Genomic DNA, 20,990 nt, shown 5'->3' with positions numbered 1-20,990 from the left:
GTCAGGGCAGGCGCGCTGCAGTGGTCACGATCAACTGCGGCGCCACGTGCACGGCGGGATCGTCCGCGGCGGTGAAGAACTCGTCGAGATCCGCGCCCGCCACGCCGCCCTCGCGCAGCCGGTCGGCGACCGGCCGGATGAGCGCCGCCCAGCGGTCCACACCCGGCCCGCCGCCGAACCGCGAAATCCGGGTCTCGACGGTGATGTCCGTGCCGCCGGCCGCTGCGATGAGTCCGGCTGCGGCGGTGGCGAAGCTGAGCGACATGCCACCGCGCTCCGCCCAGGAGTGATAGCCGTCGAACACCCGCCGCACCGCCTGCGGTGTCACCGGGTCCAGGTGCAGGGCCAGCGGTTCGGTGATCACGATGTGTCCGTGCGGTCGTACCCAGGAGCAGATCCGCGCGAGCGCCGCAGCGGGATCGGGCAGGTGGGCGAGCACGTACCGCGCATGCACCACGTCGTAGGCGATGCCCTCGGTGGGCGACCAGGTCGACAGATCGGCAGTCACCACGGCGAGGCCGCCGGTGTCGGCGCCGATCGCGGAAACGTCCCGGTCGAGGGCGGTGACGGTGCCCTCGGGCACCACCTCTCGTGCCAGGCGGCGGGCGAGATCGCCCGTGCCGCAGCCCACATCGAGGATCGATCCGTTCGACGGTGGGCACAGCCGGGCGATCGTCGCCACGGAGAAATCGTCCGACGAGGCGCCGATCGCCGCCAAGCGGGAACGGTCACCGGCGCCGCCTTGGCCGAGAGTCACGGGCGGAGCAGGATCTTGCCCGAGCGCCCGGGGCGCCCGTTCGCGGTCGCCGCGTCGGCGATCCGGTCGAAGTCGTAGATCCCGTCCACGGGCAGCTTCAGGGTGCCTGCGGCGGCGCCGCGCACGATCTCCTCGACCAGTTCGCGACGTTTCGCGGGCGCCATCTCCTGGCTCACCGTGCGGCCCCAGAAGCCCTTGATGGTGAGCTCCTTGAAGATCACGTCGTTCACGGGGATCTCCAGCAGTGCGGTCTGTCCCGCGCCGGCCGCGCTCATGGCGCCGAAGGAGACGAGGGTGCCGCGCTGTCCGAGCAGCCGGGCCAGGTCGGTGCTCGCGGAGCCGCCCACCGAGTCGACCGCGGCGGCGTATCCCGTGTCGCCCGGGAGGGCGGCGGCGCGCTCGCGCCAGTCGGGGGTGTCGGTGGCGATCACGTTGGAGATGCCGAGCGCTGCGAGTTCCTCGACCGCCGCCGACCGCCGGACCAGACCAGTCACGTTCACGCCGCGGGCCGCGGCGAGCTGCGCGAGGAGGCCGCCGACCATACCGTTGGCGGCGTTCTGCACGATCCACCCGCCGGGCTGCACCTGGAGGTACTCCAGCAGCGATGCGGCGCTGAAGGGCATCGCGAACAGTTGGGCCGCAGCCTCGTCGGGGATGGCGTCGGGAACGGGCAGCACGGTGTCGGCGTTGGCCACGAAGTACTCGGCCCAGGTGCCGAACGCGCCGCCGGTCATCACCCGCTGGCCCACGGACAATCCGGTGACGCCCTCGCCGAGCGCCTCGATCACGCCGACGGCCTCGGAGCCGCTGCGGGCGGGGAGGGTGGGCTTGTAGCCGTAGTCGCCCTTCACGGTCCACAGGTCATGGTTGTGGATGGAGGCGAGCAGGGTACGGATCAGTACCTGACCCGGACGGGGCTCGGGCGCCGGGATCTCCTTGACGCTGAGCACGGTTGCGGGATCGCCGAATTCGTCGTGCATGAGTGCGCGCATGATGGTCTCCTCAGAGGGTTTCGAAGGTCAGTCGTCGGCGACGGTCACGGTGACGTCGACATTGCCGCGGACGGCATTGGAGTAGGGGCACACCTGGTGCGCGGCATCGGCGAGCTCTTGCGCGGTGGCCGTATCCAGCTCGGGAATGATCACTTCGAGCGTCACGACGAGCGCGAATCCGCCGTCACCGTTCGGGCCGATGCCCACGCGCGCACCGACACTCGATCCGTCGATCGCGACCTTGCGGGTACGTGCCACGAGCTGCAGTGCGGAGTGGAAGCAGGCGGCGTAGCCGGATGCGAAGAGCTGCTCGGGGTTCGAGCCTTCGCCGCTGCCGCCCATGCCGACGGGGATCGCGAGATCCAGGTCGACCCGGCCGTCGTCGGTGCGGACGTGGCCGTCGCGGCCGGCGCCCGTGGCGATCGCCTCGGCGGTGTACTTGACGTCGATCATGCTGTGACTCCTCGTGATGGGGGATGAATGAGATCAGTCGTGGACCGCGCAGAAGCGCTTGGCGAGGTCGCGGAGGGTCTTCGCTTCGTCGGGGGACAGGTTGAAGCGTTCGCGCACCTCGCGCTGCACCGCCGCAACCCGGGGCTGCATCGCGCGCCCGGAATCGGTGACGTGCACGGTGACCATTCGCTCGTCCTCCTGGTCGCGGCGCCGCTCCACCAGCTCCATCGCCTCCAGTCGGCGCAGGAGGGGCGACAGTGTTCCGCTGTCCAACCGCAGGCGCTCGCCCAGGGCGGAGACGGTGATGCCGTCCTGCTCCCAGAGCGCCAGCAGCGTGACGTACTGGGTGTAGGTCAGGCCCAAGGTCGACAGTCCCTCGCGGTACGCGTTGGCGGCGACTTTCGAGGCCGAGTACAACGCGAAGCAGACCTGTGAGTCCAGCAGCTCCTCGTGTTCCACTCCTCGAATATTGCACACAACTGGATTGTGCGCAATCGAAATCGGCCGATGTTCGCGGTCGCTCCACGCTCGCCGACCAGCGACTTTACAAATCAGCGAGATATGTCCACGAATTGCTTGACAAACGACTCTAATGTGTCAAATACTGAGCGCAGAGCTTATGACCTCAGTCACAGCCCCGCGAGGGGCGATCAGTAAGGAGGGCACCGTGAAGGGCCTCGCTTATATCGACGCCGACGGCAAAGAGGCCGTCTGGACGGACCACAAGAAGCGACTGTGGCTGTGGGGACTCTTCGTTCCCACCGCGCTGTTCTTCGCCGTGGGCCTGATGTGGCTGCTCGGCCTCGGGCAGACCCCGCTGATATACCTGGCCCCGGTGCTCTGGTGGATCGGGCCGCTCCTGCTGTACGTGATCCTCCCGATCGTCGACATCAAGGCCGGTGACGATGGCGAGAACCCGCCGGAGGAGGTGATGGAGGCCCTGGAGGATTCCAAGTACTACCGCTGGCTCACCTACATCTTCCTGCCCTTCCAGCTCGCCTCCCTGGTGGCCATGTGCTACTTCCTCACGGCCGACAACCTCACCTGGCTCGGCGGCGTCTACGCCGCCGGCGGCGGGCTCAGCCTGATCAGCAAGATCGGCCTCACCCTCAGCCTGGGAGTCGTTGCCGGTATCGGCATCAACACCGGCCACGAGCTCGGCCACAAGAAGCCCGAGAACGAGCGCTGGATCGCCAAGCTCACCCTGGCGCCGGCCATGTACGGCCACTTCTTCATCGAGCACAACCGCGGCCACCACGTGCGCGTCGCCACCCCCGAGGATCCGGCCAGCGGCCGGTTCGGCGAGACCTTCTGGGAGTTCCTGCCGCGCAGCGTGTGGGGCAGCCTGAAGTCCTCGTGGGAGCTGGAGAAGACCCGCCTGAAGCGGCTCGACAAGAGCCCGTGGACGCTGAAGAACGATGTGCTCAACGCTTGGCTCATGACCGTGGTCCTCTACGGAGTGCTCACCGCGATCTTCGGCTGGTACGTGCTGCCCTTCCTGATCATCCAGGGCGTCTACGGCTTCAGCCTGCTCGAGTCGGTCAACTACCTGGAGCACTACGGCCTCATGCGGCAGAAGCTGGCCTCCGGCCGCTACGAGCGCTGCGCCCCGCGGCACTCGTGGAACTCGGACCGCATCATCACCAACGTCTTCCTGTACCACCTGCAGCGGCACAGTGATCACCACGCCAACCCCACGCGTCGGTACCAGACGCTGCGCTCCTTCGAGGAGGCACCGTCGCTGCCGCAGGGCTACGCCACGCTCATCGGTCTCACCTACTTCCCGCCGCTGTGGCGCCGGATGATGGACCACCGCGTGCTGGAGCACTACGACGGCGACATCACCAAGGTGAACATCCACCCCCGTGTCCGCGACAAGGTGCTCGCGCAGTACGGCGCCACCGCCACGGGAGAGCAGGCCGCCGCATGAGCGCCTTCAAGTGCCCCATCTGCGACTACGTGTACGACGAGGCCGCCGGCGCACCTCGGGAGGGATGGCCGGCGGGCACCGCCTGGGCCGATATCCCGGACGACTGGAACTGCCCCGACTGCGGGGTCCGCGACAAGATCGACTTCGAGCCCGTCTAGAGCGGGGGATTGGAACCATCATGAGCGACGCACCCTTCAAGCTGTTCCGTTGCCTGCAGTGCGGATTCGAGTACGACGAGGCCGAGGGCTGGCCCGAGGACGGCATCGAGCCCGGTACCCGCTGGGACGACATCCCCGACGACTGGTCCTGTCCCGACTGCGGTGCCGCTAAAGCCGACTTCGAGATGGTCGAGGTGGCGCGGGGATGAGCGACGGCGTGGTGATCGTCGGCACGGGCGTCGCGGGCGCCACCGCGGCCCTGGCGCTGCGGTCCGGCGGATACGACGGAGCGGTCACGCTCGTCGGGCGCGAACCGCACCTCCCGTACCGGCGTCCCACGCTCAGCAAGGACGTTCTCCTGGCCGGCATGGAGGTCGAGAAGGCCCTGCTGAAGCCGGCAACGCACTGGGACGAGGCCGGCATCGCCGTGCGGACCGGAGTCACCGTGACCGGCGGGGACACCGGGTCCCACACCCTGGAGCTGTCCGACGGTGCCGCCCTCGGCTACGACTCGCTGGTGCTGGCCACCGGCGGCGCGGCGCGCCACCTCCCCGGCCTGGAACCGGGACCGCGCGTGAAGTACCTGCGCGACTACGCGGACGCGGTCGGACTGCGCGACGAGCTCGGCCGGGCCGGCTCCGTGATCGTCCTCGGTGCCGGACTGATCGGCTCCGAGGTCGCCTCCGCCGCAGCCAAACTGGGGGCCACGGTCACCGTGATCGAGCGGGCGCCGCTGCCGCTCGCCCGGGTGGTCCCGCCGGCGATCGGCCGGCGGCTGGGCGCGCTGCAGCGCGGCGCCGGGGTCGACCTGCTACTCGGTGTGCGGCCCGGGGCGATCACCGTCGATCCCGACCAGGTGGCCGTCACGCTGCCCGACGGTGCAGCGGTGGTCGCGGACCTGCTGGTGGTCGCGGTCGGCAGCGCACCCGACACGGGACTGGCCGAGCGCCTGGCCCTGCGGGTGGACGACGGTATCCTGGTCGATGAGCGGTACCGCAGTTCCGCCGAGGACGTCTACGCCATCGGCGACTGCGCGCGGGTGCCCAACCCGATCGAGGGCGGCACCTACCGCGCCGAGAACTGGTCGGCGGCACAGGATCAGGGCACGGCGGTGGCGCAGGTCCTCCTCGGTGGAGCGCCGGCGCCCACGGTGCCCTGGGGCTGGTCGAACCAGTTCGGGGCGGTACTGCAGTTCGCGGGATGGCCCGCGGCAGACGACGCGCTGGAGGTGGACGGAACCGTGGAAGCGGCTGAGGGCGGCACCTTCGTGGCGCGATGCAGCAGGGACGGCGCCCTCGTGGGCGCGGTGGCGATGGGCCGCCCGAAGGAACTGCGCGCCGTCCGCGGCGAGCTCGCCGAGAAGATCACGGGGGCGAGGGTGCCATGACCGCCGTCGCGACCGGGAACGATCTGCCCGCCGCCGCCAAGCCCACCGTGCGCGATCAAGCGCTCGACGCGGTGAGCACGGTGCTGCGCGGTAAGGACTGGTCGGCGGTCACCATGGCCGCGGTCGCACGGCAGGCCGGCGTCAGCCGGCAGACGCTGTACAACGAGTTCGGGTCCCGCAAGGGACTGGCGGTCGCGTACGTGACCCGGTTCGTCGACGGGCTGCTGGCGTTCGTCCAGCAGCGCGTCGACGCGCACCCGGGCGATATCGACGCCGCGATCGAGGACGCCATGCGCGGCGTCTTCGAGATCGGAATGGGAGACCCGGTGGTGGTCAACATCGCCGGTCCGAACCCGCACCGCGACCTCGTGGGAATCGTCACCGTGGACGGCACCCCGATCCTCAAGCGCGCCTCCGCAGGCCTCGCCGAGATCCTCGCCCTGAGCTGGGCGCAGGTCCGCCGGGCCGATGCTCAGGTGGCCGCCGGTGTGCTGGTGCGCCTGGCCTTCAGCCACCTCACCATGCCGCTGGAGGGGCCGGAGGAGGCCGCCACCGAGGTGGCCACCGCGCTCTCGCCCTTCTTCGACCGGGCCCTGCGCGACTGAGCCGGGGTCAGCCGCGGCAGTCGGCGCAGCGCCCGAAGATCTCCAGTGTGTGCGTGACATCGCTGAAGCCGTGGGCAGCAGCGGTTTTCGCGGACCACGATTCCACCGCGCGGTCGGTGACCTCCACCGTGCGGCCGCACTCGCGGCATACCAGATGGTGATGGTGATGCTCGCCCGAGCAGAGCCGGAACAGCGCCTCGCCACTATCGGTGCGCAGGGTGTCGACCGCGCCGGCCTCCGCCATCGCCTGCAGGTTCCGGTACACCGTGGTGAGCCCGATCGACTCCCCGTTGGTGCGCAACTGCTCATGCAGTTCCTGGGCCGACTTGAATTCCGAGACCGAGCGCAGCGCCTGCGTGATGGCGCCGCGCTGTTTGGTGGCGCGCACCCCCGTCGCCTTCGCGGTGTTGCCCGTCATCGTCATGCCCCCTGCCGTTCCGTGGCGTGCGCCACGGCGTCGACCACGATGTGGGCGAGGTGGTCGTCCACGAGCCGGTAGGTGATCTCGCGGCCGTTGCGCTCGCCGCGGACCACTCCCGCGGATTTGAGGACCCGCAGATGCTGGCTCACGAGGGGCTGGGTGACGCCGAGCATGTCGACGAGCTGATGTACGCACAGGTCGGTGCGCATGAGTTCGAGCACGATCGAGATCCGCACCGGCGCCGCGAGGGCGCGAAGCAGGTCTCCGGTGGCGGCGAGGATCTCGGGCTCGGGTTGTGCGCTCGCCTCGTCGACCGAGCAGTCCGCGATGTCGGTAGGAATGGGGACACCTCCTGTTATCGCCAACCATTTTCATATGCGAAGTCGGCTACGTCAAGCCGCCCTGGTGGAGGCCTCCCATCGCGGCATTGCGGGCCGGTCGACCGGTAGAGTCGACACGTTCGTACCTGCCTGTCGAGACGTCGGAGATGAAGCGCGCCGTGGCCAAAGCAACCAAAGTCGATACCGTCGCCAACCTGTGCAAGCGCAGGGGACTGGTCTTCCAGTCGGGTGAGATCTACGGCGGCACGAAGTCGGCGTGGGACTACGGGCCGCTGGGCGTGGAGCTCAAGGAGAACATCAAGAAGCAGTGGTGGCGCAACATGATCACCTCGCGCGACGACGTGGTGGGTCTGGACAGCGCGATCATCCTGCCCCGACAGGTGTGGGTCGCGTCCGGCCACGTCTCGGTGTTCAACGATCCGCTCGTCGAGTGCCTGAACTGCCACAAGCGGCACCGTCAGGACCACTTGCAGGAGGCCTTCGCCGAGAAGCGTGCCGCCAAGGGTGAGGAGATCAACCCCGACGACGTGCCGATGACGGAGATCGTGTGCCCCGACTGCGGCACCAAGGGCCAGTGGACCGAGCCCCGCGACTTCAACATGATGCTCAAGACCTACCTCGGCCCGATCGAGTCGGAGGAGGGCCTGCACTACCTGCGGCCCGAGACCGCACAGGGCATCTTCGTGAACTTCAAGAACGTGATGACCACCGCGCGCAAGAAGCCGCCCTTCGGCATCGGCCAGATCGGCAAGAGCTTCCGCAACGAGATCACGCCCGGCAACTTCATCTTCCGGACCCGCGAGTTCGAGCAGATGGAGATGGAGTTCTTCGTCAAGCCCGGTGACGACGACGAGTGGCACCAGTACTGGATCGACTACCGCCTCAAGTGGTACACGGATCTGGGTATCGATCCGGAGAACCTGCGCCTGTTCACGCACCCGCAGGAGAAGCTGAGCCACTACTCCAAGGGCACCGTCGACATCGAGTACCGCTTCGAGTTCACGGGCAGCGAGTGGGGCGAGCTCGAGGGCATCGCCAACCGCACCGACTTCGACCTCAGCACCCATACGAAGCACTCGGGCGAGTCGCTGGAGTTCTTCGACCAGCAGTCGGGCGAGCGGTACACGCCCTACGTCATCGAGCCCGCAGCCGGCCTCACCCGCTCGCTGATGGCCTTCCTCGTGGACGCGTACACCGAGGAGGAGGTGCCGAAGGCCAACGGCGGCACCGACACCCGCGTGGTGCTCAAGCTCGACCGCCGCCTGGCGCCGGTCAAGGTGGCCGTGCTGCCGCTCTCGCGCGACGAGAAGCTCTCGCCGAAGGCTCGTGAGCTGGCCGCCGAGCTGCGTCAGTTCTGGAACGTCGACTTCGACGACGCGCAGGGCATCGGCAAGCGCTACCGTCGCCAGGACGAGATCGGCACGCCGTTCTGCATCACCGTGGACTTCGACACGCTCGAGGACGATTCGGTGACGGTGCGCGAGCGCGACACCATGGCGCAGGAGCGTGTGCCGCTGGCGCAGGTGCGCGAGTACCTCGCCGCCCGCCTGCTGGGCTGCTGAGCCCTACCGGCCGGTCGCCAGTGCGGCGCTGATCAATTCGGGCGAGGGTCTCGCCTAGGGGGTTTGTCGGCGGTGGTCTCATGGCGCCATTCGCCGATCACCCCGGGGCCCACGAGCGGGTTGGTGCCGATGATCTCCTCCCCGTTGGTCCGATTGACCAGGTAGCCCGGTGTCCGGTGCCGTCCGTCGCCGGCGCCGCGCTGACCGCCCGCCGCGCCGGGCGTTCCGCCGAGGGGCGTGGAAGTCGCACGCGCACCCGAGGCGGACGGCCCGGACACCGCTGCGGTGGATGTGGCGGACCGCAGCGCTGAGCCCTCCGACCGCAGCCCGAGCGGCGATGGGCCGCCTCCGGCGCGCAGGCCGCCGGCGCCGCCGCCAGGTGAACGGCCCCCGCCTATCGCGGCGCTCGCGGCCGGCGAGAACAGTGGAGTCAGATTCGAGCCACCGCCGTCATAGCGGTCGGTCCGTACGGTGCCGTTCTCACCGGCGGCCGGGATACCGTCGGTCGATCCGGCGGACTCGGGCGTCCAGGCGGGGCTGGTCCCGGGAGGCTGCCCGGTTCCCGAGGTCGACGGTGCGCCAGGGGCTCCTGCAGCGCTGTTCGTCTCGTCCGCAGTGACGCCGTCGGCCGTGACGCCGTCGGCGGAGGGGTCGGACGGAGTCGACGCGGCCGTGTCCGTGCCGGCCCCGCCGGACGACGGCCCGCTCGCCGGGGTTCCGCCGGACGCGGATCCGCCGGGTGCGCTGATCGGTGCCGGCCCCTGCGGGCCGGAGGTGCCGGTGTCCCCGTCGAACGTCGGCTTCTTCACCTCGTCGCCCAGCGGGAGCGTCGAGGCATCGGCCTGTACGGGCGAGGTGTAGATGGAGCGGAGCTGCGCCGCCAGTTCCCCACCGACGCCGCCGGAATCGGTGTCCCGCACAGAGCAATCGCGGAACTGCTCGTTGGTCCTCGTGGCCGTGTCGGAGAGGCCGTTGACCTGATTGATCACTCCGGCCGCCGATACGGCCGATTCATAGGAGGCCGTCACATAGTTGCCGACCACCTCGAACGAGCGCGGAGCCGGGTCACCCAGCCACTTGGACGTCTGTGAGGCGACATCGCGTTCCAGCTCGGCGATGCTGTCCATCTGGGCGAGGGAGGCGGCGAGGATCGCCTCCTTATCGGCGGCGATCCCGGCCCCCGACAGGCTTTGGGCGAACAGGCGGATCTGGAACCGCGACCACCCGTCGAAAGGAGTTGCACCTACCGTTTGGAAGTCCGCCATATTGATTGGACGCATGTGCGCGTCGATCGGTTCCCGATCTCCGCCCGGACGCTACGGCGCTTTCGAGATCGCGAGGGTGGCGAACGCGATGGCGGCGTCACACTCACGCGTCAGCCCGGGGGACGCACGGAGAGGGAGCGCGCCGGTGATGACGACAGCCGCCTCAGAGAGGAAGACGGCGGTGCAGTCGGTGGGCGTGGTCGCGACCGCCAGGCGGCGGCCCTGCACCATCCGGTCTGGCTGCCAGGAGCGGAAGTTCTGATCGCGCTTGTAACCATCCAGGGTGTCCTGATTGCCGACGATCTGCGAGAAGTTCAGGTATTCGCGATCGCTAGTGCTCGACCTGACGCCACTCCAATGGCATCCGCGAAAGTTGGGCGATCGAGATTTGCCAGCATCTCTGATCGTGGTCGGATCAATGTTGAGGACGCGGAGTTCCTGCGAGGTGTAAGCGATGCACGGTTCGAATCGAGTCCCGTCGTTGCGCTCGTTGGTCCGGCCCTCGACAGTAGTCGCGAACGGCAGTGGTGCCGTCGGCGCTGCCGTTCGGCTTGGAGTTGCTGGTGCGGCCGTCACCTGGACTTGACTGTGTCGACCGGCGCTCACGGGATTGCCCGGAACGGACGTCGTGCAGCCGCTGAGCGCGAGCGTGCACGCGATGCCGACAGCAGGAATCCAGCGCCTAGTGCTGGTGTCAGCGCACCTGCGATTCCGGCGCAATGCATGGCCCGCCCGGTTACCGTCTGCCACGGTGTTCTACGGGGCTTTCGAGATTGCGAGGGTCGCGAAGGCGACCGCTGCATCGCACTCTCGTACCAGCCCAGATGAAGGGTACGGCGTGATTGTTCCGGTGATGACCACGGCGGCCTCGGAAATGAAGGCGGCTGTGCAGTCGTACTTCGTCGGTGCGACAGCTAGTCGCCGCCTCATGACGATACGGTCGGGCTGCCATGGTCGGAAGCTCTGCTCGCGCTTGTAGGCCTCCAGGGTGATCCGCTTGCCCACGATCTGGGAGTAGTTGAGGTAGTTCCGGTCGGTCGGGTTCGCCTTGACGCTGATCCAGTGGCAGCCGCGGAAGTTCGGTGAATTCGAGATGGCAGCGTCTTTGACCGAAGCGGGGTCAATGTTGAGTGCACGTATCTCTTGAGATGTGTAGGCGGTGCAGGGCTCGAAGCTGGATCCGTCGTTGCGTTCGTTCGTTCGGCCCTGGATCGCCGGTGTGAACGGCAGTGGTGCCGTGGGCGGGCCTGTCTGGCTCATCGTTGGCGGCGCATCTGTCTCTTCAGCTTGGCTGTCTCGATCGGCGCTCACGGGTGCGCCCGGAACGGAGGTCGTGCAGCCGCTGAGCGCGAGCGTGCACGCGATGCCGACAGCAGGAATCCAGCGCCAAATGCTGGTGTCAGCGCACCTGCGGTTCGGACGCAATGCATGGCCCGCCCGGTTGCCGTCTGCCACGGTGTTCTACGGGGCTTTCGAGATTGCGAGGGTCGCGAAGGCGACCGCAGCATCGCATTCACGTGTTAGTCCAGGTGATGGGGAGAGGGCTATTGCCCCGGTGGTCACGACCGCGGATTCGGATATGAATGCGGCGGTGCAGTCGTATTTCATTGGTGCGACGGCGAGGCGTCGTCCCATGACGACTCGGTCAGGCTGCCAAGCGCGGAAGTTCTGTTCGCGTTTGTAGGCGTCGAGAGAGATCCTCTTGCCGACGACCTGCGAATAGTCGAGGTAGGTCCGGTCAGCAGGGCCAGCCTTGATGCTTGTCCAGTGGCAGCCGCGGAAGTTCGGTGAATTGGACTTAGCGGCGTCCTGCAGCGAGGCTGGCTCGATGTTGAGGTCGCGGAGCTCCTGCGCTGAGTATGCGGTGCAGGGTTCGAAGCTGGACCCGTCGTTGCGTTCGTTAGTTCGACCCTGGATCGTCGGCGTGAAGGGCAAAGGCATTCTCGGCACTCCGGTCAGGACCTGTGCTGATGGCACCGCTGTCGCCGTGTTTCGGCTGTCGCCGCTGGCGCTCACGGCTTCGCCGCGCAGGGATGTCGTGCAGCCCGTGATTGTTAGGACAAGCACGACGCCTGCGGCATAGCTTCTGCGCATTCAGCCGCCCGCCTGTTGAGCGACCTGGCTTATGTTGTCGGTCCCCTCACTCTCGCGCCTCTCCAGATCGCGCCGGAGTCGTCGCATTCCGTCGGCCATTCCCTCTGCGGCGCTAGCCTGCGCCATCATTCGGTTGTAGATCGAGTGTTCGTGCGTCACCACAGCCACGCGGACGTTGTTGGTCGCCGCAACGCCTTCGACTGTGTCGCCCAGGTAGTTGTGGGTGCCCACGTCGTACACATCTCTCGCAGCAGTTCGTAGGCGCTCGGCATGCCGTTCGAGAGCCCTCGCGATCTCTTCCTGCGGGTTTCCGTCGACCACCATCATCGGGCGAGCCTTGGCCCGCTCGCGGGCGATCGCGATCATCGCTTCCATCTCCGGGTCCACGCACGCCTCCGCCAGTCGAGTCCTCATGTATTGGACGCGCCAGCTCAGCGATCGGTTCCCGATCGGTTGGTCATAGTCAGCTACAGGTGACCTCGACGCGGAACTTCTTGGTGCTCAGGTCTGCGGCACGTGCTTCGCCGGTGATCGTGTAGCGGTTGCCGGCCCGCGAGGTGGTGGCCGAACCGATTTGTCCGAGGGGCGTGTTCGTCACCGTCATCACGTTGCCGCCGGTCGCGATGAACAGAGTGTTCACCCGCGGCGGGTTGCCGTCGGTGATCATCGCGCCCACGCCCCGCGCGGTCTGCACGCTGCCCGAGCCGATCGAGATCGAATCGCCCACCCGCTGGCATCCCGCGTTCACGTACTCGGCGGCGTCCTGCCGCTTCCCGTCGACCTCGACCACCGTGCTGGAGTCGATGTTGGGGGAGGTGCACGCCGATGCGGCGACGAGGGCGCCGGCGATGGTGGCGCAGGCCGCCGCGCGGGCGGTCAGGGGACGGATTCGCATGGACACAAGGTACCCGTGGGATACTCATTCCCATGACGAGCGGCAAGGTTGTTCATTTCGACACGCAGCGTGGCTTCGGCTTCCTCGCCCCGGCGGACGGCGGCGAGGATGTCTTCCTCCACGTCAACGACATCGACTTCGACGAGTCGGCGCTCCGTCCCGGTACCGAGGTGACCTTCGAGGTGGAGAAGGGCGATAAGGGCCTCAAGGCCGTGAACGTGGCCGTGGTCGGCGGCGCGCCCGCCGCCGCTCCCCGTCGGGACCACCGCGACTCGCGCGATCACCGCGACTCCCGCAACGACCGGGGCGATCGGCCCGAGCGCCGGGAGGCTCCGCGCCGCGAGGCCGCGCCGCGCGCCGCCGCTGCCGGGGCGCTGGGCATGCAGGCCTTCCTGGACGAGATCACCGAGCAGCTGCTCGACTCCTCCGATGACCTGACCGCCGGCCAGATCATCGCGATCCGGCAGCGCTTCGCGGACTTCGCGTTCGTGCGCGGCTGGGTCACCGAGTAGCCGGTGCCGCTGCTACCCGGCCCCGCCGCGTACCAGCCCGCAGACGTCGAGCGCATCGTCTCCGAAGCGCCGAAGACGGCGGGCCTGGAGACGGATTCGGAACCCACGCTGTTCTCCGGCCCGCAATGGGAGGCGCCGCGGTGGGAGGGGCACAGTTCCGCCTTCGCCCGCGACCGGGCCCGCGTACTGCACTCGGCGGCGCTCCGCAGGCTCGCGGACAAGACCCAAGTGGTGGGTCCACGCGAGGGCGATACGCCGCGCACCCGTCTCACCCACTCGCTGGAGGTCAGCCAGATCGGCCGCGGCATCGCCCTCGGCATCGGCTGCGACCCCGACCTCGTGGACCTCGCCGGACTGGCGCACGACATCGGCCACCCGCCGTACGGGCACAACGGCGAGCGCGCCCTCGACGAGCTGGCCACCGACATCGGCGGCTTCGAGGGCAATGCGCAGAACCTGCGCATCCTCACCCGGCTCGAACCGAAGGTGCTCGACGCGAACGGCGAGTCCGTCGGCCTGAACCTGACCCGCGCCGCACTCGACTCGGCCACCAAGTACCCGTGGCTGCGCCGGGAGCCGGGCGGAAAGTTCGGCGTCTACGACGACGACGCCCACATCCTGGACTGGATGCGCGGTGGTGAGGACGGACCGCACGGCCGGCGCCAGTGCCTCGAATCCCAGGTCATGGACTGGTCGGACGATGTGGCCTACTCGGTGCACGACGTGGAGGACGGTGTGCTGTCGGGCCGCCTGGATCTGCGCGCACTGGCCTCCGCCGAGGAGGTCCGCAACCTGTCCGGGTTCGGCGCCACCAGCTTCCGCGGCGTGGACGCCGCCGAGCTGGAGGAGGCGGGAGCGCGGTTGGCGGCCTTCGACGTGGTCGCCGACGCCACCCGCTACGACGGCAGCCTCGCCTCGTCGGTCGCGCTCAAGCGGATGACCAGTGAGCTGGTCGGGCGGTTCGCCTCCGCGGCGATCAACGCCACGCGCACCGCCACCGGCGACCGACCGGTGTGCCGTTACCAGGCCGATCTCGAAGTGCCGCGCACCGTCCGTGCCGAGGTGGTGCTGCTCAAGACGATGGCGCTGCAGTACATCTACTCCAACCAGAAGCACCTCGCGATTCAGCAGGGGCAGCGGATGCGGATCCACCGCGTGGCCGATTGGCTGATGGGGGCGTCACCGTCGAACATCGACCCGCTGTACTCGCCCGCCTACCTGGCCGCGGACACCGACGCCGCCCGGCTGCGCGTGGTGGTCGATCAGATCGCCTCGATGACGGAGACGCGCCTCGAGCGCATCGACGAGGCCATCGACTGAACCGGTCCGGACTCCGAACGACTAGACTCGTCTCGTGGTCGGCAGAATCCCGGAGCGTGACATCGCGGCGATCCGCGACCGCGCGCGCATCGAGGACGTGGTCGGCGAGTACGTAGCACTGCGCCCCGCCGGCGTGGGGTCGATGAAGGGCCTGTGCCCGTTCCACGACGAGAAGACCCCCAGCTTCCACGTGCGCCCCACGCAGGGCTTCTTCCACTGCTTCGGCTGCGGCGAGGGCGGCGACGTCATCTCCTTCCTGCAGAAGATCGAGCACGTGCCCTTCGTGGAGGCCGTGGAGCAGCTCGCCGACAAGGTGGGCATCCAGATCAGCTACGAGGGCGGCACCCCCGGACCGAAGCAGGACCGTGGCACCCGGATGCGGCTCGTGGCCGCCAACGCCGCCGCGCAGAAGTTCTACGCCGAGCAGCTCCGCAGCCCCGAGGCGGAGATCGCCCGCACCTACCTCAAGGACCGCGATTTCTCCGAGGAGGACGCGGCGTTCTACGGCTGCGGCTACGCGCCCTCGGGCTGGGACACCATGACGAAGGCGTTGCTGCGCCAGGGATTCGACGTCAAGGAGCTGGAAGCCGCCGGCCTGTCGAAGCAGGGACAGCGGGGTCCGATCGACCGCTTCCACCGCAGGCTGCTGTGGCCGATCAAGAACCTCGGCGGCGACGTGATCGGCTTCGGAGCGCGCAAGCTGTTCGACGACGACAACCTCGGCAAGTACATGAACACGCCGGAAACCATGCTGTACAAGAAGTCTCAGGTGCTGTTCGGTCTCGACCACGCCAAGAAGCACATCGCCAAGGGGCATCAGGTGGTGGTGGTCGAGGGCTACACCGATGTGATGGCCATGCACGCCTCGGGCGTCGAGACCGCCGTTGCCTCCTGTGGTACCGCCTTCGGCGAGGACCACGTCTCGTTGGTACGGCGACTCATGATGGACGACAGCTACTTCCGCGGCGAGGTGATCTACACCTTCGACGGTGACGAGGCCGGTCGCGCCGCCGCCATGAAGGCCTTCGAGGGCGACCAGAAGATCGCCGGACAGTCGTTCGTGGCGATCGCCCCGGACGGTATGGACCCGTGCGAACTGCGCCAGCGCCACGGCGACGAATCCGTACGCGACCTGATCGCGCAGCGGGTGCCCATGTTCGAGTTCGTGGTCAAGACACTGATCGCCGAGTTCGATCTCGATACCGCCGAGGGCCGCGTGCACGCCCTGCGCCGGTCCGTGCCCGTGGTGGCCCGGATCAAGGACATGTCCCTGCGCGACGAGTACGCCCGGCAGCTGGCCGGCTGGGTCGGCTGGGACGATGTGGCCCAGGTGCTGCGCCGGGTGCGCGAGGAATCCGCGAGGATCCGACGGGGTGAGGGGCGCCCCGCCCCGGGTGCGCCGGCACCGTCGACCAACCGGGTGCGTGACGTTCCGGCCGCCCCGGTCCCGGAGACCCGTCCCGCCGGGCCGCAGCGGCCCAATCCGGCCGACCCGGTGCTCTGGGTGCAACGCGAGGTGCTCAAATGCGCCCTGCAGGCCCCGGCGCTGGCGGGCACCGTTTTCGACGCGCTCTCCGACGACATGTTCACCGACCCTGCGTACCGGGCCATCCGGCTCGCCATCGAGGGCGCGGGCGGTATCGCTGCGGGTCTGGGCGGCGCGGAGTGGGTCGACACTGTGGTGCGGCACGCCGACGGTCCGGTGCTGGAGGCACTGGTCACCGAGCTCGCGGTGGAACCGCTCGAGGTACAGGGCGAGCCCTCGCCGCGGTACGTCGAGGGGGTGCTCGCGCGCCTGCAGGAGGTGTGGGTCGGCGGCCAGGTGGCCGATCTGAAGTCCAAGCTCAAGCGCATGTCGCCCAACGCCGACGACGATTACAACCGGCTGTTCGGCGACCTCGTGGCGCTCGAGTCCTACCGGCAGAGCCTGCTCAAGCTGGCCGTGGGCGACACGGGCTACTAGTCAGCCGCTAATCGAGGTCGGTTTTGGGGGAGTAGACCACCGTATCGGCGTCGATCTCGCGCATCGTGCGCATCTTCGGATCGGGGTGCAGCGAATCGGCGAGCTTGCGGCGGCCCACCTCGACGGCCTTCTTCGTCACCGGGCTGGTGGCGATGGCCTTCGCGGTGCGGTTGATCTGCTCGTACCGACGACGCCCGGCCTTGGTGCCCAGCACGTAGCCGGCACCTGCGGCGATAACCAGACGGATCATGAGGCCACTGTACCCGCCGGATACCCTGCCCTCATGACCTCGTACCCGCCCGCGCAGACCGTCGAGGAGTTCGCGGCGAACCTCGCCGCGGTCCGCGCCCGGATCGACGCGGCAGCGGCGCGAGTGGGGCGCGCACCGTCGGACGTGCGACTGCTCCCGGTGAGCAAGACGGTGCCGCAGGAGCGGCTCCGGCTCGCCGTCGCGGCCGGCTGCCGGGAGCTGGGGGAGAACAAGGTCCAGGAGGCCAAACGGAAGTCGCAGGAGATGGCCGACCTCGACGTGGCGTGGGCGGTGATCGGGCACCTGCAGACCAACAAGGCCAAGGACGTGGCGGCCTTCGCCGCCGAGTTCCAGGCGCTCGACAGCGTGCGGGTGGCCGAGGCGCTCGACCGCAGACTCCAGCTCGAAGGGCGCGGCCTGGATGTGTACGTGCAGGTGAACACCTCGGCCGAGGAATCGAAGTACGGGCTCGCACCCGACGCGGTGCCCGGCTTCCTGCGTGAGCTGCCCGCGTTCACGGCCCTGCGGGTGCGCGGGTTCATGACGCTCGCGGAGTTCTCGTCCGACGAGGCGCGGGTGCGCGAGTGCTTCCGCAGACTGCGGGGCATCCGCGATCTTGCCCTGGACGTCGAACCCGGTCTGACGGAACTGTCGATGGGGATGTCCGGCGACTACGAGGTCGCGATCGAGGAGGGTGCCACCTGTGTTCGGGTGGGGCAGGCCATCTTCGGTTCACGGGCGCTCCCGGACAGCCATTACTGGCCGTCCGGGGGTTAGCCGGCGGCGGTGTCCGCCGTCGCGGCGGAGCGATCGCGCAGGATGCCCTCGATGAGGTCGGCGGCGCGGTCGGTGCCGCCCAGTTCGGCGGTGTCGCGCTGCCATTCGCGCACGCGCTCGGCGACCGCATCGTCGGCGACGAGATCGAGGAGGGCGGTTCGTAGCGCCGCGGGGGTGGCGTCCGCGGTGTCGAGGCGCCGGCCCACCCCTAGCTCCACGAGACGATCGGCGTTTTGGAACTGGTCCGCCGCCTGCGGCACCGCGATCATCGGCACCCCGTTGATCAGCGCCTCGCTGCACCCGCCCATGCCGGCGTGGGTGATGAAGGCATCGGCGCGGCGCAAGACCGCACGCTGCGGCACCCACGAGCGGATCTCGACCGAATCGGGGACGGCGCCGAGATCGGCGGGGTCGACGAACGGGCCGATCTGAATGATGGTGTGCCAGCCCGGAAGATCGCCGAAGGCGGCGATGCAGGAGCGGTAGAAATCGGGGCGGCGGGTGAAGGTGGACCCGAGCGAGACCAGCAGTAGCCGATCGCCGTCTGGGACCTCGACCGGCTCGTCCGCGGTGCGCGTCGTCGCGAAACACGGTCCCACGAAGGTGACTCGCTCCTGATCCACCCGATCCAGGTGGGGTTGCATCGCGCGGGTCAGCGCGGCGATGGCGCGGTCGGACGCTCCGGCGAAGTCCGTCGGAGCGCCGGAGTCGTGGCCCTCCGCGCGCAGCCATGCGGCGAACCGCTCGTGCCACTCGTCGGCGCCGGGGAGCGCGCGCATCGCGGCTCCGACCTCCTCGTGATAGCCGTCCCAGGCGATCGTCGACGACGCCATCATGACGGCGGGCAGGCCGCGCGACGCGGCGTACACGCGGCCCGCGAACGCTGCGCTGTCGAACAGGAGCAGATCCGGCGGGTCCGCGTCGAACGCCGCGCGCAGCTGCGGAAGCATGTGGATCGCGTCGTCGAGGAAGACGTTCATGGCGCCGAGGGGCCCCCCGGGGAACTTCGCCTCGTCGTCGGGGATGAGCGATCCGTAGTCGATGAGGTCGGCACCGGTGCCAATGATGGGGTCCGCCGTACGGGAGTCGTTGACGTACGAGACCCGGTGGCCGCGGTCCACCAGTTCTCGGATCACCTCCAGGCTGGGCATGATGTGCCCCATTGCCGGTATTCCGACCATTACGATGTGCGCCACGGCGATTCGATCCCTCCCATGTACCAGGTGATCCGATCCTGGCAGGGGCGGTTTGCAGTCCGCAATGGGAGATGTCACAGAACGAGCCGCCGGGCCGCCCAGGGCGGGGGAGCGCGCCGAGTACGATGTCCACGCCGACGGTGACCGTCGGAATCGGGGGCAGTAGCTCAGTCGGTTAGAGCCGCGGACTCATAATCCGCTGGTCGTGGGTTCGAGCCCCACCTGCCCCACTACATCAGTACTTCGCGCAGTTGGCGGCGACCAGGTTGATGCGCTTGTTGATCTCGCCCTGATGCGTCTTGTACAGCGACGCCAGCTGCGGGTTCTGCGCGGCGAGCTGCTGGATGCGAGCGTTGCGCTCGGCGGGCGGGAGCGTGAGCACCTCGTCGGCGGTTGCGCGTCCACCCGGGACCTGATTGAGCAGGGGCAGGGCCTCGGGGGCGAGATCGGCCACGGCCCGCTCCACCTGCCCGACGTTGCACTGGGTCCCCGGAACGGGATCGGCGGGTGCTGCGGCGGCGGTGGCGACGGGGGCAGCGATGAGGGCGCCGATGAACGCGGTAGCGGTGGCGAATTTCCAAGTCTGCATGGTGTTTTCCTTTCGTCATGCGACGACTCCGGATGAGGTGTCGCCACGAAGCTACCGACGCGCGGCTGAGGAACCCCGGAGAGATTTCTCAGGCATTCACAGGCCAATCCGGTAACGCCGGGGATTCGACAGCCCGCACCTGCAAGGACCGCATGTGGGCTGCGCACATGTTTGCGGGACCAATGTCGGGGTCCGGCTGTGGTGAGGGCGTGCGCCCGGCACTATCGCCCCAGCGTGTCGTTGGCGAATCCGCGACGGTGGGCGAGAACACGTCCTAACGTGTGTTCTAGATCACTGATCGGTCGAGGAGGGTGACGTGCTGGATCATTACGACGTTCGCAGCGGGGAATTCCACCTGGGGATTCGCCCACCGGCCGCGCGGCGCGCGAGTCTCGGGATATGGCGCGCCGTGAAGGCCGTTCTCAACGCGGCGGCCGACCTCGACGCCACCGTGTACGGGGCACGCCTGCACGCCCGGATGAGCTGCGAGCTACGGCCCTAGCCTCACCGTCGGCGACTACTGTTACGTTGCGGGAAGACCGCGACGGGAGAACATCTGCCATGGCCGACGATCCACTCGACGTGCTCGCCCACGATTCCGAGAGGGTGGCGCCCGAGCCGAAGAAATCCGTCTTCGCCGCGGGTGCCCGCGCTGCTCGCGCCGCCAATCACAGCAAGACCGCGACCAACCTCGTCCGGGTCGCGCGCGAGAGCCTGCCGGGCGGCCCCAAGAAGGACCTCTTCCACCCCGACGCCGAATCGACCGAGCGCCTGTCGAGCCTCATCGACCGCATCGTCGGTGACGAGCCGACGGTGACCCGCGAGCTCGGGAACCTCGCCACCGCCACCTGGCAGGCCCTCATCAGCCGGCGCGACCGCGACTACCTCCCGCCGCAGCCGATCACCATCCTGTTCACCGATCTGGTGAGCTTCTCGACCTGGGCGCTGCACCGCGACGACGACGACATCGTCCGCCTGCTGCACGACGTCAACAAGACGACCAAGGATCTCGTGGAGCGGCACGGCGGCGTGATCGTCAAGACCATGGGCGACGGTGCGCTGGCCGCGTTCGACGGCGATACCGCCATCGAAGCGGCGTACGAGGTGATCGAGGCAGTCGGAACCATCCACGCCGCCGACGGCTATCGCCCCACCCTGCGGGCAGGCCTGCATACCGGCACGCCCCGCCGGGTGAAGGGCGATCTGATCGGCGTCGACGTGAACATCGCCGCCCGCGTCGCGGAGGCGGCGAATGGGGGAGAGGTACTCGCTTCGGAGACGGTTTTCACCGTGGCCGATCGGAGCAAATACCAGGTGCGACCTCGGCGTTTCAAGGCCAAGGGTGCTCCCCAGAAGCTACAGGTCTTTTCTGTACGCCCCCTGTATTGAGCCTGCGGGAGAACCCTGAGTTTCGATTCATTCGCGACATCTTTGTAACGAACGGTGTCATCGTCGAGATACAGCGTGTGACTTGAGTCGAAGACAACAGGGGCAGCATCGCGGCCCCGTCGCAACCCAAGGAT

General features: G+C 68.4%; 27 protein-coding genes and 1 tRNA gene. 13 read left to right on the top strand and 15 right to left on the bottom strand.

The window, feature by feature from the left end; genetic code table 11:
* Position 1: 1 nt before the first annotated feature.
* Genes TTY48_RS02135 through TTY48_RS02120 form a run of 4 tightly spaced genes read right to left on the bottom strand, consistent with a single transcriptional unit; the run spans position 2 to position 2,661 of the window.
* Entirely contained in the window at positions 2–757 is a 756-nt protein-coding gene (locus TTY48_RS02135) for a bifunctional 2-polyprenyl-6-hydroxyphenol methylase/3-demethylubiquinol 3-O-methyltransferase UbiG (protein WP_220655939.1), read from the bottom strand.
* Positions 754–1,749, bottom strand: a complete 996-nt coding sequence (locus tag TTY48_RS02130) for a zinc-binding dehydrogenase (RefSeq protein ID WP_220655938.1) — start codon at positions 1,747–1,749, stop codon at positions 754–756. Before TTY48_RS02130 ends, TTY48_RS02135 begins: the two co-directional genes overlap by 4 nt.
* A gap of 27 nt (positions 1,750–1,776) precedes the next feature.
* Positions 1,777–2,199, bottom strand: coding sequence for an organic hydroperoxide resistance protein (locus TTY48_RS02125; protein WP_304941252.1), 423 nt, complete (start codon positions 2,197–2,199; stop codon positions 1,777–1,779).
* Positions 2,200–2,235: 36 nt separating this feature from the next.
* Positions 2,236–2,661 carry a MarR family winged helix-turn-helix transcriptional regulator gene (locus TTY48_RS02120; RefSeq protein ID WP_220655936.1) on the bottom strand — a complete coding sequence of 142 codons (426 nt, stop codon included), beginning with the start codon at positions 2,659–2,661 and terminating at the stop codon, positions 2,236–2,238.
* Positions 2,662–2,869: 208 nt separating this feature from the next.
* On the opposite strand from TTY48_RS02120, the gene TTY48_RS02115 reads away from it, so the two are divergent.
* Genes TTY48_RS02115 through TTY48_RS02095 form a run of 5 tightly spaced genes read left to right on the top strand, consistent with a single transcriptional unit; the run spans position 2,870 to position 6,282 of the window.
* Complete coding sequence (locus tag TTY48_RS02115) at positions 2,870–4,132, top strand: alkane 1-monooxygenase (RefSeq protein ID WP_220655935.1); 1,263 nt, start codon at positions 2,870–2,872, stop codon at positions 4,130–4,132.
* Positions 4,129–4,290 (top strand): rubredoxin, encoded by a 162-nt coding sequence (locus TTY48_RS02110; RefSeq protein ID WP_220655934.1) that lies wholly within the window; start codon positions 4,129–4,131, stop codon positions 4,288–4,290. Before TTY48_RS02115 ends, TTY48_RS02110 begins: the two co-directional genes overlap by 4 nt.
* A gap of 20 nt (positions 4,291–4,310) precedes the next feature.
* The gene (locus TTY48_RS02105; RefSeq protein ID WP_068529986.1) at positions 4,311–4,499 is read left to right on the top strand and encodes a rubredoxin; all 189 of its coding nucleotides are present in this window, start codon (positions 4,311–4,313) and stop codon (positions 4,497–4,499) included.
* Positions 4,496–5,677: an NAD(P)/FAD-dependent oxidoreductase gene (locus tag TTY48_RS02100; RefSeq protein WP_220655933.1), complete on the top strand. Its 1,182-nt coding sequence runs from the start codon at positions 4,496–4,498 to the stop codon at positions 5,675–5,677. Before TTY48_RS02105 ends, TTY48_RS02100 begins: the two co-directional genes overlap by 4 nt.
* Entirely contained in the window at positions 5,674–6,282 is a 609-nt protein-coding gene (locus tag TTY48_RS02095) for a TetR/AcrR family transcriptional regulator (protein WP_220655932.1), read from the top strand. The genes TTY48_RS02100 and TTY48_RS02095 overlap by 4 nt, the downstream gene beginning before the upstream one ends.
* 7 nt (positions 6,283–6,289) lie before the next feature.
* On the opposite strand, the gene TTY48_RS02090 is transcribed toward TTY48_RS02095, so the two are convergent.
* A complete protein-coding gene (locus TTY48_RS02090; RefSeq protein ID WP_220655931.1) occupies positions 6,290–6,706 on the bottom strand; it encodes a Fur family transcriptional regulator in 417 nt (138 codons plus the stop codon).
* Complete coding sequence (locus tag TTY48_RS02085; RefSeq protein WP_220658412.1) at positions 6,703–7,044, bottom strand: metalloregulator ArsR/SmtB family transcription factor; 342 nt, start codon at positions 7,042–7,044, stop codon at positions 6,703–6,705. Before TTY48_RS02085 ends, TTY48_RS02090 begins: the two co-directional genes overlap by 4 nt.
* A 158-nt stretch (positions 7,045–7,202) precedes the next feature.
* Here TTY48_RS02085 and TTY48_RS02080 point away from each other — a divergent pair, with 158 nt between their 5' ends.
* The gene (locus TTY48_RS02080) at positions 7,203–8,606 is read left to right on the top strand and encodes a glycine--tRNA ligase (RefSeq protein ID WP_374758674.1); all 1,404 of its coding nucleotides are present in this window, start codon (positions 7,203–7,205) and stop codon (positions 8,604–8,606) included.
* Between the two features lie 32 nt (positions 8,607–8,638).
* On the opposite strand, the gene TTY48_RS02075 is transcribed toward TTY48_RS02080, so the two are convergent.
* From TTY48_RS02075 to TTY48_RS02050, 6 genes are all read right to left on the bottom strand, one after another.
* A complete protein-coding gene (locus TTY48_RS02075; RefSeq protein ID WP_220655929.1) occupies positions 8,639–9,871 on the bottom strand; it encodes a hypothetical protein in 1,233 nt (410 codons plus the stop codon).
* Positions 9,872–9,922: 51 nt separating this feature from the next.
* Positions 9,923–10,531, bottom strand: a complete 609-nt coding sequence (locus TTY48_RS02070; protein ID WP_374758698.1) for a DUF3558 family protein — start codon at positions 10,529–10,531, stop codon at positions 9,923–9,925.
* A 96-nt stretch (positions 10,532–10,627) separates the two neighbouring features.
* Positions 10,628–11,326, bottom strand: coding sequence for a DUF3558 family protein (locus tag TTY48_RS02065; RefSeq protein ID WP_255585465.1), 699 nt, complete (start codon positions 11,324–11,326; stop codon positions 10,628–10,630).
* A 6-nt stretch (positions 11,327–11,332) separates the two neighbouring features.
* A complete protein-coding gene (locus TTY48_RS02060; RefSeq protein ID WP_220655928.1) occupies positions 11,333–11,965 on the bottom strand; it encodes a DUF3558 family protein in 633 nt (210 codons plus the stop codon).
* Positions 11,966–12,352 (bottom strand): hypothetical protein, encoded by a 387-nt coding sequence (locus TTY48_RS02055; RefSeq protein ID WP_220655927.1) that lies wholly within the window; start codon positions 12,350–12,352, stop codon positions 11,966–11,968. It lies immediately after the preceding gene.
* A 76-nt stretch (positions 12,353–12,428) separates the two neighbouring features.
* Positions 12,429–12,860 carry a lipoprotein LpqH gene (locus tag TTY48_RS02050; RefSeq protein ID WP_220655926.1) on the bottom strand — a complete coding sequence of 144 codons (432 nt, stop codon included), beginning with the start codon at positions 12,858–12,860 and terminating at the stop codon, positions 12,429–12,431.
* Positions 12,861–12,892: 32 nt separating this feature from the next.
* Between TTY48_RS02050 and TTY48_RS02045 the strand changes: the two genes are divergently transcribed.
* Genes TTY48_RS02045 through dnaG form a run of 3 tightly spaced genes read left to right on the top strand, consistent with a single transcriptional unit; the run spans position 12,893 to position 16,655 of the window.
* Positions 12,893–13,372 (top strand): cold-shock protein, encoded by a 480-nt coding sequence (locus tag TTY48_RS02045; protein WP_220655925.1) that lies wholly within the window; start codon positions 12,893–12,895, stop codon positions 13,370–13,372.
* Positions 13,373–13,375: 3 nt separating this feature from the next.
* Positions 13,376–14,692, top strand: coding sequence for a deoxyguanosinetriphosphate triphosphohydrolase (locus tag TTY48_RS02040; RefSeq protein ID WP_220655924.1), 1,317 nt, complete (start codon positions 13,376–13,378; stop codon positions 14,690–14,692).
* A gap of 34 nt (positions 14,693–14,726) precedes the next feature.
* Positions 14,727–16,655, top strand: coding sequence for a DNA primase (gene dnaG, locus TTY48_RS02035; protein WP_220655923.1), 1,929 nt, complete (start codon positions 14,727–14,729; stop codon positions 16,653–16,655).
* Positions 16,656–16,662: 7 nt separating this feature from the next.
* On the opposite strand, the gene TTY48_RS02030 is transcribed toward dnaG, so the two are convergent.
* Entirely contained in the window at positions 16,663–16,905 is a 243-nt protein-coding gene (locus tag TTY48_RS02030; protein WP_220655922.1) for a hypothetical protein, read from the bottom strand.
* A gap of 33 nt (positions 16,906–16,938) precedes the next feature.
* Here TTY48_RS02030 and TTY48_RS02025 point away from each other — a divergent pair, with 33 nt between their 5' ends.
* Entirely contained in the window at positions 16,939–17,682 is a 744-nt protein-coding gene (locus tag TTY48_RS02025) for a YggS family pyridoxal phosphate-dependent enzyme (RefSeq protein WP_220655921.1), read from the top strand.
* Here the strand turns inward: TTY48_RS02025 and TTY48_RS02020 are convergent.
* Positions 17,679–18,845 (bottom strand): macrolide family glycosyltransferase, encoded by a 1,167-nt coding sequence (locus tag TTY48_RS02020; RefSeq protein WP_255585464.1) that lies wholly within the window; start codon positions 18,843–18,845, stop codon positions 17,679–17,681. The two genes, TTY48_RS02025 and TTY48_RS02020, sit on opposite strands and share 4 nt — an antisense overlap.
* A 189-nt stretch (positions 18,846–19,034) precedes the next feature.
* On the opposite strand from TTY48_RS02020, the gene TTY48_RS02015 reads away from it, so the two are divergent.
* Positions 19,035–19,108: transfer RNA gene (locus tag TTY48_RS02015), tRNA-Ile, on the top strand.
* 5 nt (positions 19,109–19,113) lie between these two features.
* Here the strand turns inward: TTY48_RS02015 and TTY48_RS02010 are convergent.
* Entirely contained in the window at positions 19,114–19,467 is a 354-nt protein-coding gene (locus TTY48_RS02010; protein ID WP_220655919.1) for a hemophore-related protein, read from the bottom strand.
* Positions 19,468–19,783: 316 nt separating this feature from the next.
* Here TTY48_RS02010 and TTY48_RS02005 point away from each other — a divergent pair, with 316 nt between their 5' ends.
* Entirely contained in the window at positions 19,784–19,969 is a 186-nt protein-coding gene (locus TTY48_RS02005) for a hypothetical protein (RefSeq protein ID WP_220655918.1), read from the top strand.
* 59 nt (positions 19,970–20,028) lie between these two features.
* Positions 20,029–20,856 (top strand): adenylate/guanylate cyclase domain-containing protein, encoded by an 828-nt coding sequence (locus TTY48_RS02000; RefSeq protein WP_220655917.1) that lies wholly within the window; start codon positions 20,029–20,031, stop codon positions 20,854–20,856.
* The last annotated feature ends 134 nt before the right edge of the window (positions 20,857–20,990 follow it).

The sequence above is a fragment of the Tsukamurella sp. TY48 genome, from assembly GCF_019656655.1.
GTDB lineage: Bacteria > Actinomycetota > Actinomycetes > Mycobacteriales > Mycobacteriaceae > Tsukamurella > Tsukamurella strandjordii.
The sequence above is the reverse complement of the archived record's forward strand: the minus strand, read 5'-3'. Positions and strand labels throughout refer to the sequence as shown.